General features: G+C 46.6%; 18 protein-coding genes. 7 read left to right on the top strand and 11 right to left on the bottom strand.

Annotated features, from left to right (window positions below; translation table 11 throughout):
• Positions 1-132: 132 nt before the first annotated feature.
• From AC5LIL_RS06400 to AC5LIL_RS06385, 4 genes are read left to right on the top strand one after another with little or no spacing between them, the layout of a single operon-like run.
• Positions 133-1,146 (top strand): ROK family protein, encoded by a 1,014-nt coding sequence (locus AC5LIL_RS06400; RefSeq protein WP_499825234.1) that lies wholly within the window; start codon positions 133-135, stop codon positions 1,144-1,146.
• Positions 1,143-2,297, top strand: coding sequence for an MFS transporter (locus AC5LIL_RS06395; protein WP_214782516.1), 1,155 nt, complete (start codon positions 1,143-1,145; stop codon positions 2,295-2,297). The genes AC5LIL_RS06400 and AC5LIL_RS06395 overlap by 4 nt, the downstream gene beginning before the upstream one ends.
• 11 nt (positions 2,298-2,308) lie before the next feature.
• Positions 2,309-2,689: a VOC family protein gene (locus AC5LIL_RS06390; RefSeq protein ID WP_499825233.1), complete on the top strand. Its 381-nt coding sequence runs from the start codon at positions 2,309-2,311 to the stop codon at positions 2,687-2,689.
• A gap of 20 nt (positions 2,690-2,709) precedes the next feature.
• Positions 2,710-3,546, top strand: coding sequence for a Cof-type HAD-IIB family hydrolase (locus AC5LIL_RS06385; RefSeq protein ID WP_499825232.1), 837 nt, complete (start codon positions 2,710-2,712; stop codon positions 3,544-3,546).
• Between the two features lie 43 nt (positions 3,547-3,589).
• Here the strand turns inward: AC5LIL_RS06385 and fur are convergent, their stop codons facing one another.
• The gene (gene fur / locus AC5LIL_RS06380; protein WP_012726507.1) at positions 3,590-4,069 is read right to left on the bottom strand and encodes a ferric iron uptake transcriptional regulator; all 480 of its coding nucleotides are present in this window, start codon (positions 4,067-4,069) and stop codon (positions 3,590-3,592) included.
• Positions 4,070-4,181: 112 nt separating this feature from the next.
• Positions 4,182-4,712, bottom strand: coding sequence for an NUDIX hydrolase (locus AC5LIL_RS06375; RefSeq protein WP_214692812.1), 531 nt, complete (start codon positions 4,710-4,712; stop codon positions 4,182-4,184).
• 72 nt (positions 4,713-4,784) lie between these two features.
• On the opposite strand from AC5LIL_RS06375, the gene AC5LIL_RS06370 reads away from it, so the two are divergent.
• Positions 4,785-5,615, top strand: coding sequence for an aldo/keto reductase (locus tag AC5LIL_RS06370; RefSeq protein WP_337873977.1), 831 nt, complete (start codon positions 4,785-4,787; stop codon positions 5,613-5,615).
• Positions 5,616-5,621: 6 nt separating this feature from the next.
• Here the strand turns inward: AC5LIL_RS06370 and AC5LIL_RS06365 are convergent, their stop codons facing one another.
• Complete coding sequence (locus AC5LIL_RS06365; protein WP_214782506.1) at positions 5,622-6,164, bottom strand: PadR family transcriptional regulator; 543 nt, start codon at positions 6,162-6,164, stop codon at positions 5,622-5,624.
• A 129-nt stretch (positions 6,165-6,293) separates the two neighbouring features.
• On the opposite strand from AC5LIL_RS06365, the gene AC5LIL_RS06360 reads away from it, so the two are divergent.
• Positions 6,294-6,608, top strand: coding sequence for a thioredoxin family protein (locus AC5LIL_RS06360; protein ID WP_012726511.1), 315 nt, complete (start codon positions 6,294-6,296; stop codon positions 6,606-6,608).
• A 102-nt stretch (positions 6,609-6,710) separates the two neighbouring features.
• Positions 6,711-7,064 (top strand): hypothetical protein, encoded by a 354-nt coding sequence (locus tag AC5LIL_RS06355; RefSeq protein ID WP_214782504.1) that lies wholly within the window; start codon positions 6,711-6,713, stop codon positions 7,062-7,064.
• A 16-nt stretch (positions 7,065-7,080) separates the two neighbouring features.
• On the opposite strand, the gene AC5LIL_RS06350 is transcribed toward AC5LIL_RS06355, so the two are convergent.
• The 8 genes from AC5LIL_RS06350 to AC5LIL_RS06315 are packed head-to-tail and all read right to left on the bottom strand — an operon-like array spanning position 7,081 to position 13,831.
• Entirely contained in the window at positions 7,081-8,007 is a 927-nt protein-coding gene (locus tag AC5LIL_RS06350; RefSeq protein ID WP_214782501.1) for an NAD(P)/FAD-dependent oxidoreductase, read from the bottom strand.
• Positions 8,004-8,585, bottom strand: coding sequence for a CDP-alcohol phosphatidyltransferase family protein (locus tag AC5LIL_RS06345; RefSeq protein WP_214692829.1), 582 nt, complete (start codon positions 8,583-8,585; stop codon positions 8,004-8,006). The genes AC5LIL_RS06350 and AC5LIL_RS06345 overlap by 4 nt, the downstream gene beginning before the upstream one ends.
• Entirely contained in the window at positions 8,578-9,465 is an 888-nt protein-coding gene (locus tag AC5LIL_RS06340) for an ABC transporter ATP-binding protein (protein ID WP_499825231.1), read from the bottom strand. Before AC5LIL_RS06340 ends, AC5LIL_RS06345 begins: the two co-directional genes overlap by 8 nt.
• Positions 9,462-10,169, bottom strand: coding sequence for an ABC transporter permease (locus AC5LIL_RS06335; protein WP_499825230.1), 708 nt, complete (start codon positions 10,167-10,169; stop codon positions 9,462-9,464). The genes AC5LIL_RS06340 and AC5LIL_RS06335 overlap by 4 nt, the downstream gene beginning before the upstream one ends.
• Positions 10,166-10,939 carry an ABC transporter permease gene (locus AC5LIL_RS06330; protein WP_214782495.1) on the bottom strand — a complete coding sequence of 258 codons (774 nt, stop codon included), beginning with the start codon at positions 10,937-10,939 and terminating at the stop codon, positions 10,166-10,168. Before AC5LIL_RS06330 ends, AC5LIL_RS06335 begins: the two co-directional genes overlap by 4 nt.
• The gene (locus AC5LIL_RS06325) at positions 10,926-12,101 is read right to left on the bottom strand and encodes an ABC transporter substrate-binding protein (protein ID WP_499825229.1); all 1,176 of its coding nucleotides are present in this window, start codon (positions 12,099-12,101) and stop codon (positions 10,926-10,928) included. Before AC5LIL_RS06325 ends, AC5LIL_RS06330 begins: the two co-directional genes overlap by 14 nt.
• Positions 12,102-12,116: 15 nt before the next feature.
• Entirely contained in the window at positions 12,117-12,860 is a 744-nt protein-coding gene (locus AC5LIL_RS06320; RefSeq protein WP_499825228.1) for an SDR family NAD(P)-dependent oxidoreductase, read from the bottom strand.
• Positions 12,857-13,831 carry an MBL fold metallo-hydrolase gene (locus AC5LIL_RS06315; protein ID WP_214782489.1) on the bottom strand — a complete coding sequence of 325 codons (975 nt, stop codon included), beginning with the start codon at positions 13,829-13,831 and terminating at the stop codon, positions 12,857-12,859. The genes AC5LIL_RS06320 and AC5LIL_RS06315 overlap by 4 nt, the downstream gene beginning before the upstream one ends.
• Positions 13,832-13,879 lie beyond the last annotated feature (48 nt).

Below are 13,879 nucleotides of genomic sequence, written 5' to 3'. Positions count from 1 at the left end.
TCACTTTTTTGTGAACATAAAAGGTGATGTGTCATTGTTCTATTTTTTAATTTTTCTGGCATATTCCAATTCGGAACGATATACTACAAATGACTTATTAAAATATTTTAAAAAGTAGACTGGAGTGTGGTCGTGTTGAAAGATCCACAACATGAATTACTAGTTGATATCCGAAAGCAGATGGCTCTGTATAACGTATCGACAATCTCTGAATTGAGTAAAGTCACACACGTTTCATTCCCTACCATCAAAAAGATGATCGATGACATGATTGTACGTGGGGAAGTCATCGAACATGGTCAGAAGGCGCCAGAAGGTGGGCGCCCTGCAAAAAGTTATGGGTATAATCCTGAATTCCGTCACTGTTTGACGTTATATATCGAAGCGAGAGAGATTCGCTACCGCTTGATTGACTGTCAACATCAGATTGTAGAAGATGGAGTGTCCCTAATCACCGACAGTCATTTAGAAGCGTTAGGAGAACTAGTTGATCCGTTTATTGAGGACAAGACAAAAATCGGAGCGATTTCTGTCGGAGTCGCCGCTGCTGTAGACATGGGTCGGATTGTTTTCGCCCCAGAATACCCGTCGCTTGCGCACCTAGATTTAAAACACTGGTTGATGGAACGAACAGGACTTCCCGTCGTCATTGAAAATGATATGAATGCCGCCGTTTATGGATTTTCTAAACGAGATGAGACGACAACACATCAGTCCATCGTCTATCTCGGTCTCGGGAAGAATGGTCCTGGTGCTGGTATCTTGTTCGATGGACACGTCGCTCGTGGACAATCCGGGTTTAGTGGAGAAGTTTCATTTCTTCCGCTTTATGATGATGCATCGTTTTATGACCGTATTAAAGATAAGCCTTATGGACCAAACGTTCTGAAGAAAGAAGAAATTGATGCATTGGGACGTCTCGTCGCTACGTTTGCTGCGACACTCAACCCCCACGCATTTATTTTCTCAGATGTCGATCTCGTTCAAGAGGATTTGCTTCACATTAACCGTGCCTGCGAACGATACCTTCCCTCCCGTCACATTCCCGTTCTTCGAATCGGGCAATGGGAGGAAGATTATTTTTCGGGACTGGCCCGACTCGGCATTGAATTGACGCTCGAAACCATACAACGAGGTGACATATGACGATTTTATTATTGGCTGTAATTTATATCGCGTTTATCAGCCTCGGTCTCCCGGATGCCCTGCTCGGTGTCGGTTGGCCACTCATGCATCAAGAGTTTTCAGCCCCATTATCGATGGTCGGTTGGATTTTCATGACAATTGCTGGCGGAACGATTCTGTCGAGTATACTCAGCGGCAAACTATTAGAGCACTTTGACACGAAACAAGTCACATTCGGTTCAACGCTACTAACCGCGCTCTGTCTGTTCGGTTTCTATTGGGCGCCTTCAATTGGTTGGCTGTTCGCATTAGCCATTCCACTTGGTTTAGGGGCAGGTGCCGTCGATGCCGCACTGAATCATTACGTTGCAGAGCACTACGAAGCACATCATATGAATTGGTTACACTGTTTTTGGGGGATTGGCGCAACCGGTGGACCACTCGTCATGGCGGGAGTGTTGACGGAGAATGGATGGCGTGACGGCTATTTGATCATCGCTGCAGTTCAGTTCGGTTTGGCCCTCGTGTTATTGCTGTCCTTCCCACTCTGGAAACAGAAAGGTCAGTCAATTACACACCATCAAGAAACAGCCGTCACGACGCTCGAACGCAAGTGGCCACTTGGAATTTCTTATGCATTGGTCACGTTTTTACTTTATTGCGGGGTCGAAGCATTGATTGGCTTATGGACAAGTAGTTACCTCGTGCAGACGAAACAATTTTCGATCGCGACGGCTGCGGCATGGGTGTCAATCTATTACGGTAGTATCACGCTCGGGCGATTCGTGAGCGGGTTTCTCTCATTCCGATTCACAAACAAACAGATGATTCGGATGGGACAATCGCTTGCCCTTCTCGGTAGTATTTTCTTTTTCATCCCGACATCCGCGACGATGTTAGTCGGCTTGATATTGATTGGATTCGGATTGGCTCCGATTTATCCGAGTATGCTTCACGATACACCGAACCGGTTCGGGTCTGCCCAATCAAAACGATTGATGGGTTTCCAAATGGCATTCGCTTACACCGGAAGTACGTTTTTACCACCATTGTTTGGTTTGCTCGTCTCTCAAACGTCACTTGGCTTCCTGCCACTCGTGACAGTCATGATCATGATGGGGATGCTTTTTAGTACAGAGCGATTGAATCAAAGGATTAGACGAACAACATAGGAGGAGCCTACATGAGAATTGAGCATATTGCGCTTTGGGTCGAAAATCTTGAGAACATGCGCATGTTTTATGAGACCTACTTCGACGCCCAATCGAATGAGAAATATGAAAATCCATCGAAGCGATTTGAATCGTATTTTTTGACGTTTCCTGATTCAAGTTGCCGAATCGAATTGATGCACCGACCAGATCTTGTGAAGCATACGAAAGAAATGATCGGATATGCCCACATCGCCTTCTCACTCGGAAGTAAGCAAGCGGTAGATACGTTGACGGAGCGGCTTCGACTCGACGGATACACACACGTGGACGGCCCACGGACGACCGGGGACGGCTATTACGAAAGTGTCTGTCTCGACCCAGAAGGAAATAAAGTCGAGTTGACCATCTAATTTGAAAAGGAGCGAACAATATGATTCAGGCTATTTTACTTGATTTAGACGGAACGCTGTTGAATGACCAGAAATTGATTACCGAACAGACGAAGTGCACGCTCATGGCATTACAACGACAAGGTGTCAAAGTCGTTCTTGCCTCTGGCCGTCCGAAGCGCGGGATGTTGCCCTATGCCGAAGAGTTGAGACTAAACGAGTACAACGGGCTGATCGTTTCTTCAAATGGAGCTTGTGTCACGGACGCTACGACAGGTGATACGTTGTTTGAACAAGCGATGCAAATCGAGGATGTTCGCTCGATTTTAAAGCATTTAGAGAATTTCGACGTCATTCCGATGATTAACGATGAAACCTATATGTATGTAAAAGATGTATTTGCCGGAATGATTGAGGTGAACGGACAACTCATTAACATCATCGAATACGAGTCGAGAGGCGGACGATTCCAACTACGCGAAGAGCCGAATTTAAGAGACATCATCGAGTTCCCTGTTCATAAAATCCTCGTCGCAGGTCAACCTGATTATTTACAAGAAGTCGCACCTGCCATGAAAGCCCCTTTTGACGATCGGGTCACGAGTATGTTCACGGCAGCGATGTATTACGAATTCACCGATTTAGGAATCGATAAAGCGAAAGCGCTTCGTCACGTCTTTGAAGAATTGTCGATTGACCGTGAACAGGTCATTGCTTTCGGAGATGGTCATAACGACCGTTCAATCATTGAGTACGCAGGAATCGGAATTGCCATGGGAAATGCAGTCGGGGCACTGATTGACATAGCGAGTGAAGTCACGACATCAAACAATGAAGACGGGATTTCAAGAGTTCTTGAACGATACATTACTCATTGAAAAAAGGACAGATGACCCGATTGGGCCGTCTGTCCTTCATCTTTTAACCGTTGATCACTGCTTTATGACCTTCGAGCGTGACGCCTTTTGCTTGGCATACTTTACAGATGCCGTGAAACGTCAAGCGATGGTCTTTAATGAGAAATTCGTATTTGCTCTCGACTTTTTTCTCGACATCGACGAGCAAATCTTCCATGATTTCTTCGACCGAGCCGCATTCGACACAGACGAGATGGTGGTGCGAATGATTCGCCCCTTCAGGACGCAAATCAAAGCGTGCGACCCCGTCACCGAAGTTGACTTTGTCGACAACACCGAGTTCAGTCAATAACTCAAGTGTGCGATACACCGTTGCGAGTCCGATCTCTGGTGCGATGCTCTTGACGAGCATAAAGACGTTCTCGGCACTCAAATGGTCACTCTCATTCTCAAGTAAGATGCGAACCGTCGATTCACGTTGCGGTGTCAATTTATATCCTTTGGCGCTCAATTGCTGTTTAATTCGTTCAATTCGCGTTTCCATAAGGCGCCCCCTCTTTACATAGTTCACTACACAAAGCATACCGAAGTTTTAATCAATTTTCAATTTAAAATCATTACTATGTAAGTTTACCATATAAAATTTCAGATTAGAATTATTTTAATCTAGACAATTGCCACCATTGTATCGCCATGATTGTCTTCGCATCGGTGATGACACCTCTGTCTAACAAATCAACCGCCTCTTCAAAAGAATATCGTTTCACGTTTAAAAACTCATCCTCGTCAAGATTCATTTCACCCGCTGATAATCCTTTCGCGACAAACACATCGACTCGCTCACTGCAGAAACCTGGGGCTCCGTAGAAAGAAAAAATCTTTTCGAGCGACTCCGCCGTATATCCGGTCTCTTCAGCTAACTCACGTTCGGCACTCGATACCGGTTCTTCCCCTTTTTCAAGTTTGCCTGCTGGGATTTCAAGCGACATCGATTCAAACGCTTTTCGATACTGCTCTACCATGACAATTTTGTCCGATTCATCGATGACGAGCACGGCAACAGCACCGTTGTGATAGACGAGTTCTCGCACAGACGTGTTTCCATTCGGAAGGGAGACGACATGCTTTTCCACATCGAAAATCTTACCTTCGTAGATGACTTCCCGCTCAATCGTTTTTTCTTCCATATGATTACTCCTCACTTTTCGATATACTCTGATTATGAGTCAAACCAACATTTCGAACAAGGAGGAATCCATATGAGTGAACTCGGACTCGGAACGATGACCATTTTGAAACATGGAGAAATTGAGGCAAAGAAGATCCTCGAGACGGCCATTCAATCGGGGATTCGCCATATCGATACAGCAGATGTCTATGCACGACAAGCTGTCGAGCGCGTAATCGGGGAAACGTTAGGTCAGGAACGAAAACAACTCTTTTTAGCGAGTAAAGGTGGAAATGAACTGACTGAGGACGGGATGCGTTGGAATCCTGATCCGTCCTACTTAGAGGAAGCGTTACACGGATCGCTCGAGCGATTGCAAACCGATTATCTAGATTTATATTATATTCACGGTGGTACGCTCGAGGACGATCTCGACGCAACGATTGAATGGGCGCAAAAACAAAAGCGTGACGGTTTCATCCGACAAATCGGACTCTCGTCCATTCGACCGAACGTCATCAAACATTGGGTCGCTTCTGGAGCTCTCGATGTACTCATGACGCCGTATTCCCTTCTTGACCGACGACCAGAGACGCTTGATTTGTCGATTCCAATCGTTGGACGTGGTGTTCTTGCCAAAGGATTACTGACGGATGAATGGGAGACACGACTCGGGGATAAAGGATTTGAGGCGTGGCGAAAAGAGGAACTTGCCAGTGAATTGGCGATGATGCCTAATCCGATTCAGGCGTATGCACTCGAAGCCGCTAAGCGATTCTGTGACGTCGTTTTACCGGGTGCCTCTTCAGTGAAGCAATTGAACGAGACGATTCGCGCGTACGAGACTGAAACCGATGAAGAAGCGCTTGATCGACTACTCGCCCGTCTGCCAATCCATCCTTATACAAAACACGTGACCTGAACTATTTCAGGTCACGTGTTTTTCATTGCGCGTTTTAATCTGTTCGATTGCCCAGTCTGCCCATCCGGCATAGTTTTCCATCATCCGAATCGCATATTCACTCGTCAATAAATAACCGAGCGTATCTTCATCAGATTGATGTTCTTCCTGGAACATTCGAATTTGTTGGGCAACTTGTTCGTGATGGGCTTTTGTCTCTTCGATATATCGGACCGCTTCTTCGACTGGAAGCAATTGAAGCAAACTGACTCGCAAAAGGTTCTCATCTTTCATTTTTGGTTGAAACGATGTCGGTTGACGTAGCCAGTTGATCAACTCCTCACGTCCTTGGTCCGTGATCGAGTAGATTTTCTTATCAGGCAACTCCTGTTGCGAAATATGCTCCGCTGAGACGAGGTCATCTTCTTCCATCTTTAACAGTTCCCGATAAATCTGTGTATGGTGTGCGTTCCAAAAATGAATCATCTGCGCCTTGAACGTCGCGTTCAGGGCATACCCGGTCGCAGGCTGGTGGGTCAATAACCCGAGCAATGCGTGACGTAACGCCATATCCATCACCTTTTCCTTATCATGCTATTTTTATAAGTGTATCACATTCTTCTATGAATTCGAGAATGCCAATCTGTTGACGACTCGTTTAAAACCCGACAAAATAGATAGAAGAAAGGAGAGTTGTTTATGCAACCGATTCATTCATCACAACAATTTGACGAAGCCACAAAAGATCATGGAATGGTAGTCTTCACCACGTCATGGTGCCCGGACTGCAAACGTCTCGACATGTATGTCGACGAGCTCGTCAAAGACTATCCACAGTTTAACTGGCATGTCGTCGACCGCGACGAACTACCAGAATTATCTGATGCTCAAGAAGTTCGCGGCATCCCTTCACTTCTCTATTATAAAGACGGGGTAAAACAAGAACACCTCCACTCGGCAAACGCCAAGACGGAGATGCAAATCCGTTCATTCCTCGATACGATTCAAGCATAACCTGATTCCTGCAGACCTATCGGCTGCAGGATTTTTTTGTACACGCTTATGTCATCCTCGTCTATACTGTAAGAAATAACCAAACAGGAAAGGAGAATGATCATGATTCGAACTCGCCTTTTTACCGCACTTTGTTTCACTATCTTCATATTAATCGGCTGTACACAATCATCCACCTCATCACCTATACCACCGGATGATGAGAAAGTCATCATAAATCATGCAATTGAATATCTAAACAATATGGATTGGTTACCAATCGACGAAGATGGCAAACAGGCCACGATTCAATCTATCACAGTCGACGATCGTTTTGAATTAGTTGATTCAAGTTTTGAAGGAACACGGGCCTGGCTCGTCACGTTTCCTTCTGATTCACAGCGCACGGTCGAGATTCCACAAGTGCTCATTGAATCAAAATCGAAGGAAGTGATTGGGTATTTGCCAAGCGAATGACGCTTTAAACCTCCGACTACTTGTAGTGCCGAACATATCGCGAGTCAATGAAACGCTTCACATAATACGGAAGTCGTCCATGCCAGGTGAACTGTCCAAATGTCAGCAAGGCACGACCTGGTGTCGTCAATAGTATATTCATCGATTGACGTCTTCGAAATGGTTGACTCGTCTCACCGAGTAAGCGCTTGGCGACAAAGCGCCCCGATCTGACAGCATCGACACCTCCATTTAAGCAGGATGCCATATCTCCTGTTATATATATATTTGTAAACTGATGATGACGTAAATATTCATCCGTCGCTATAAAATTGTCAGGTTTTGCAAGCTCGGATTCAGCCCACCATTCTACGGGAACAACGCCCGTCGCATCTAGCAGAAGCCCCTCCGATGCGTCATCTTGAAACTGTTGTTTCACGACCATAATGCCTGATTTCACTAGAAGACGTTCAATTTGTTTCTGTCTATGGAGCGGCACGTCTGGCAAAATCTTTTTCGCATACAGCGTCACGTCTTTCGTCTTTGCGCACGTAAACGCCATTTCTACACCGGCCTTGCCCCCACCGACAATCGTCACTACTGGACTCGAATCGATACGGCCAAGTAAAGCTTGTGACATCGGTTTAAGCGGTGTCCCAATGCCTCTACTCTTTGCACCAGTCGCCAGCACAAGTTGATCGTAGTGAAACAAGCCCTGTTCCGTTTGAACGGTTTGCTGATGAGGGTCAATTGAGATAACCCGTTCTGCGACCGGTTCAAGTCGTGGCAATTGGACTGTCGCGGAGTTCATGAGCCCGGCAATCACTTGTGGGAAGGCACCTGTATACACCGTCTGACGTCCTCCGATGAATTGAACTTCGTAATGCTCTCGAATCTCATCAAGACGGTCCAAAATTTCAAGCTGACCGTGACCGAGTCCTGCCAAAACCAATACTTGTTTCATCGCAAAATTCTCCGCGCCTCGATGAATCGTTGCGTGATTGTCATCACTTCAAGTACTAAAAAGATGAGCGCAATCACACCGACCCAGTTCGGGAAGAGAATCATCAATGTGAACAAGATGAAGCATTCCGTTCGTTCAATGATTCCAGGCTGATAATAAAATGTCTTCTCTGATCGCCTTGAACTACTTGCACCGACAGCCAAAAATAGCGTCATCGCAATGACAAATGATCCAATCAATATGAGAAAGATTGGCATGTATTCCGGATAGCGAAGTGCGAGGGCAATCACGACCGACAATTCGACGAACCGGTCCAAGACGAGATCGAGCACCGTTCCAAAACCAGTCGTTTTGGATTTTCGTGCCATCGTTCCATCCAAGACATCAAACAAACCAGATAGCCACAATAAGATAACGGCCGTCCAGTGCATGTCATTATAAATAAAGATTCCTGTCGAAACCCCTATGATTCCGCCTAAAATGGTTACTTCATTCGGTGTGAAGTTCCATTTGAGCAGTCGATTCGCCCCCCGTTCAATGACAGGTTGGACGTAACGACTCCCGTACGTATCAAGCATGGTATTCCTCCTTTCGTTTGATTCGATACGTCATTCCGATTTGAAACCATTCATGCGTCGGTAACATGACCGACCTCCCATCCTCGAAATGATATTCTCCAAAGCACTGACCGAACCGATAAATTTTCTTCATCAATTGCACCGGTTCACCAATCGTTTCGGATATTTCCACCTCGGACAATGGTCGAAGTTTGCCATCGAGCATGACAAAGTCTCCGAATCCAGGTGCGGAGTCATATAACTCCTCTGCGGTCCCTGTCTGCGTCACCTTACCAGCTTCAAGCAGTGTCACTCGATCTGCCATGAGCATCGCCTCTTCTCGGTCATGGGTGACCAATACTGCCGTGAGGCCGAGCTCTTTGACTAAGTCACGGATGAAACGTTGCAAATCAAGTTTTAGCTTCGGATCAAGGTTTGTGAACGGTTCATCCAATAACAGAAGTTCCGGTTCTGCTGCTAGAGCCCGGGCAAGGCTCACGCGTTGCTGTTCTCCACCCGATAGTTCGTGTATTTCAGCATCGTACCGGTCAGCGAGGCGAACGACCTGTAACCAATGTTCTGCTTGTTTACGTGAACGCCCACGTGTCGCGAGTGTGACGTTCTCCCCTACCGTCAGATGTGGGAACAACAATGCAGTCTGCGATAGCATCGTGACGCGACGTTTATGGGCGGGAATGTTGTTTAAGGAGCGATGATTCCACCACACATCACCTCCATCAGCCGTCTCGAGACCTGCGATGATTCGGAGAATTGTCGATTTCCCTGAGCCGCTCACCCCGACGATTGCATGAATGTCATGAGGTGCGACTTTAAAATTGACACCATCTAATATGTGTCTTGATCCAAATTGTTTACGTAAATCGTGTACATTCAAACTCATTGTAGACGTCCTTTCAGCATACGCACCATCCACCGATTCCATCCGGAAAGCAAAAAATAGATGACTACGGGGAATAAAATGAGCATCCATGTGTTCGAGAGCGCGAGACTCCTATTGTTTCCCGCGTAAGATTGATACAATTCTGTCGTCACCGTCGGGATCAATCCTGCACCGATCAGCTGAATGAGTGCGAATTGACTGAGTAAAATGACGGTCGTGAATAACGCGATGGTCCGCATCATTCTCGAGAAGAGCGGATACAGTACATAGACGACTCGTCGACTCATCGGCAATAGTCGAGCCTGTTCTAAAAGTGAACGACCGATGACCGCCATTCCGTTATAAGCGAGACGGATTGAATATGGAATCGTCACGACGAGCAAGGCGATTATGACTCCGATATAAGTCCCGATTAGCCCAACTTCAGCTAAGATCAGATAAAGCCCAAACAAAGTGGCAAGCATCGGAATGAACAACGGTAAAAACACGAGCCATTCTATGACACTTTTCCATCTCGATTCTGTCCATAAGAGCCACCAGGCAAATGTCGTCGCTAGCCACACATTGATGCCAGATAGAATAATGGTTAATCCAATCGTATGAACAATGGACTCAACATTCCCGATTTCCATTGACGGAGCGACTAAAAATAAACTGACGAATGGGAATAGCGCAATAAGTAGGATGAATCCTTGACGAATCATCGCCTTACCCCCCGTTCAATCCGTCGTCGAACGGATGCGGTCATCACGTAAGACACAAATACACCGAATCCGACAAAACATGTCCAAAAAAGGGCGACGGCATACGGTTCTGTCGCCTCCAAATAGAGTCCCGTAGAGAGTCGTTCGTATGCGAGGACACCGATTAGTTTTGGATAGGTCACACCGAGCAGTGCCGGAACCTCATACGCAAATGAAATAAAAGCGATTAAGATCCAAGTCGAGTCGAGCAACGGTTTAATCAAGAACGGGAACTCTGCATGTTTGAATTGTGCAAAGGGAGAAAGTTGCAACGTTTTCGCCGTTTCTACGTAACCCCGATTCAATTGTTCGTACGTTCCAATCATCATTAAAAAGACAAACGGAGTCTCCTTCCATATGTATGTCAGGATAACCGTCACATAATCTCGCTCGTTCGACTCAATCCCCAAAAAACCATTGGACCCACTAAATAATAGCCAAAACAAATACGCCGCTGCGATGTGAGGAACGAACATCGGGATTTTCAAGATTGTCGATGTGAATCGCCATCGTTGATTTACAACCGTCCGTGCAACCCACGTTCCGAGGACGAGCGATACGATTGTCGACACACTGACGACATAAAGCGTAGTGAATAAACTATCTCGCCACGTTTCGTCTGTCAACAGTGCGCCCCAATCCGTCCCGAGCGCCTCCATTCCTAGAAAAAGGAGGGCAGCGAGCGGCAAAAAAGATACGAGAATCGTTAACGCGACACTACTTCGCAACACTCGGCCACTCCTCGCGTACGGCATCAATGATGTTCGGTCCATAATCTGGAATCGAGCGTTCGAGCAACTGTTCTGGATTTGGATACGTCACGCCGTCTCCTAGCTCTTCGAAGGCTTTTTGGTCGTTTGCATCAAGTTTTGTTAAATCGAGTGACGTCCCATCTCCCCAATAATCAGGACCTTGTTTCACGAGCTGAGCTTCTGGCGATAACAGTTCTTGAATGAGAACGAGCGCCCCATCTGGATTTGGTGAATTGAAGGGAATAGCCAAAAAGTGCGTCGAGGCAATCGAGTGATCTAAGAGAAGTGCACGTGTCTCTTTCGGGAAGATGCCTTCCTTCACTTCCGCTTCGGCTCGACGTTCATTGAAGCCCATCGTCATCCAAACTTCCCCTGATGCATAGAGTTGATCGAGTTGTTCAAGCGTCTTCGGATACGTCTGTCCTTCTTTCCATAAATTCGGGGACCACGCTTTCAAATCATCCCAGAACGTCTCTTCAACGGTCGCATTTTTGTTCAATTCATCACCGTAGCGCTCATATAAAAGATGGCGGACAAAAGCATTTCCAGTGAAATCTGTGACTTCAGGATACGTGAAACGACCTGGGTTGTCTTCGGTCCAGCGACGTAATTCCTCAAACGATTCTGGAGGATTGTCTACTTTCGCTGCATCGTAATGCAAGATAAACTGTACATTTCCCCAAGCGAGTTCCAAGTCATCTGTCGGTGTACCGGCATCTGATTGTTGAGCCGTTTCATTTAATAACGTGGCATTTGGGACACGCTCCATCAGTCCATCCCGAAGGAGTCCTGCTTCTTTCGCATTTCGGAAATTATCGCCGTTAATCCAGACGACGTCGATTGTTCCGACTTGTCTGTCCGCTTTTTTGTCGAGCGATAGCTGACGTACGAATTCTGCCGTATCCATCGCGACACGATTTAATTCGACATCGTAAGATTCCTCAAGCCGGGGTGCCACATAGTCATCAATATAGCTATTGATTCCTTCATCCCCACCCCACATATATAGATTGACGGTCGACCCTTCCGCTGACTCAGCCGCAGCTTCGAATGTGTCCGAAAACTCAACCGTCTCTTCATTCCCACATGCTGCAACGAAAGTGAGCATAAGCGTTGCGAGCAATACTCTCCATTTCTTCATCGTTCTCCCCCTTTTTTACTTTTTCTCAAATCCCCGTTTTGCGAGCATTTCGAACATAGTTGGGCATATTGCATACACATTCGCACCGATATTCATCCACCACGGCGCATTAATCTCGCGTTTGCGCGTCAAACTCCCTTTGACAATCGCGTCGGCTAATCGTTTCGGATCAAGCATGATTCCTTTAATGCTTTGGGCATATGTACCACTCTTATCGGCCCGATCAAAGAACGGCGTGGCAATCGGTCCCGGATTGACGGTCATGACATGGATGCCACGTGGCTTCAACTCGAGTCGCAGGGCGTTCGAAAACTGTAAAAGTGCCGCCTTCGACCCAGCGTATACAGCTGATTTCGGTGTCGGAACTTTTGCAGCTTGCGAACAAATGTTAATGATGACACCTCCACGTCCTAACACTCTGGCAGCGTTTCTCGATAACAACATCGGAGCGACGGCATTCACATGCATCGTTTCTTTCATCACATCGGTCGATTGATCAGTCACGAAATCAAATTCAGCCATTCCTGCGTTATTGACCCAAACGTCAAACTTCCCAAATCGCTCAATCACATCATCAACAAGAGCATCCGCCTTCGTGACGTCCGCGCGTATCCATTCTCCCTCACACATGGTCGCAATGGTTTTCAGACGTTCTTCATGTCTTCCAATCAATAACACGCTATATCCTTTTTCATAAAAAGAATGCGCCAATGCGGCACCGAGTCCGCTTGACGCACCTGTAATGACTACCCGTTTCATGACATCTCTTCTTTCTTTGTATAAATCCATTTTTGGTCATCTCGGCGTCTCTCGATGTCGCCACGCTCTTCGAGTAAACTGAGTCGTGCGAACACCTCGCTAAAGACGAGTGGCATACCACTTCGCATCTTTCTCCCATATAGTTTCATCGACCAATCAAAGACACTGAGTCCATCTTCCCATTCAGTGAGCAATTGTTCACTGCGCTCATACCGTTGTCGGATTCGACTCTCAATCAAATCGTTCGGATGATGAATCGGTTCACCATGTCCACTGACGACAAGTTTCAAATCGATTCCACGCAACTTTTTAAGTGAATCGATGTAGAGAATAACCGGTGAGGCAAACCCTTCATCCTCATACGGTTGTTCAATGAGTGGATTTGGTTCGACCTTATCAATCAAGTGATCTCCCGCAATCAAAACGCCTCCAGGACCGATCAATCCGAGCTGGTCACTCGCATGTCCCGGCAAATGAATCGTTTGCCACGCCCCGTCCGGTGTCACAGCTTGTCCGTCACTAAACGTCATGGTGACGGTCGTCGGCCCAATCCAACGTAATGCTTCCCGATAGTCTGGCAATTTTTCCACGAGTGGCGCCGGTGCTCCAAATGAGAGCGCCAATTCATGTAAAAAGTGGTTGCCCCTTTTTAGAAAATTCGGGGTTTGTTCTAAGTATCGAACGAGCTTCTCGTGCCCATACACCGGAATCGAGGCATCACGAAGTCGCCACGCCTGCCCCGCATGGTCGGCATGATGATGCGTCAAAAATAAAAAGTCGATGTCAGACAACGATAGTTCAAGCTCTTCAAGTTGCCGATTCAATGAAGTCCACGCTTCTTCCGTATCTGGTCCACAGTCGACCATAAAAAAGCGATTCTTATGTTCAACGATATATACGTTCACGTTTCCAACTTCGAACGGTGTCGGAATATCGAGTCTTGCCAGTTGGCTTGAAATCCAGTCCGCCACGTCATCACCACCCCTTCTTCCTGTCTTTCTCCATTATACCCGTCTGAA

Source organism: Exiguobacterium sp. RM11 (assembly GCF_059821525.1).
The sequence above is the reverse complement of the archived record's forward strand: the minus strand, read 5'-3'. Positions and strand labels throughout refer to the sequence as shown.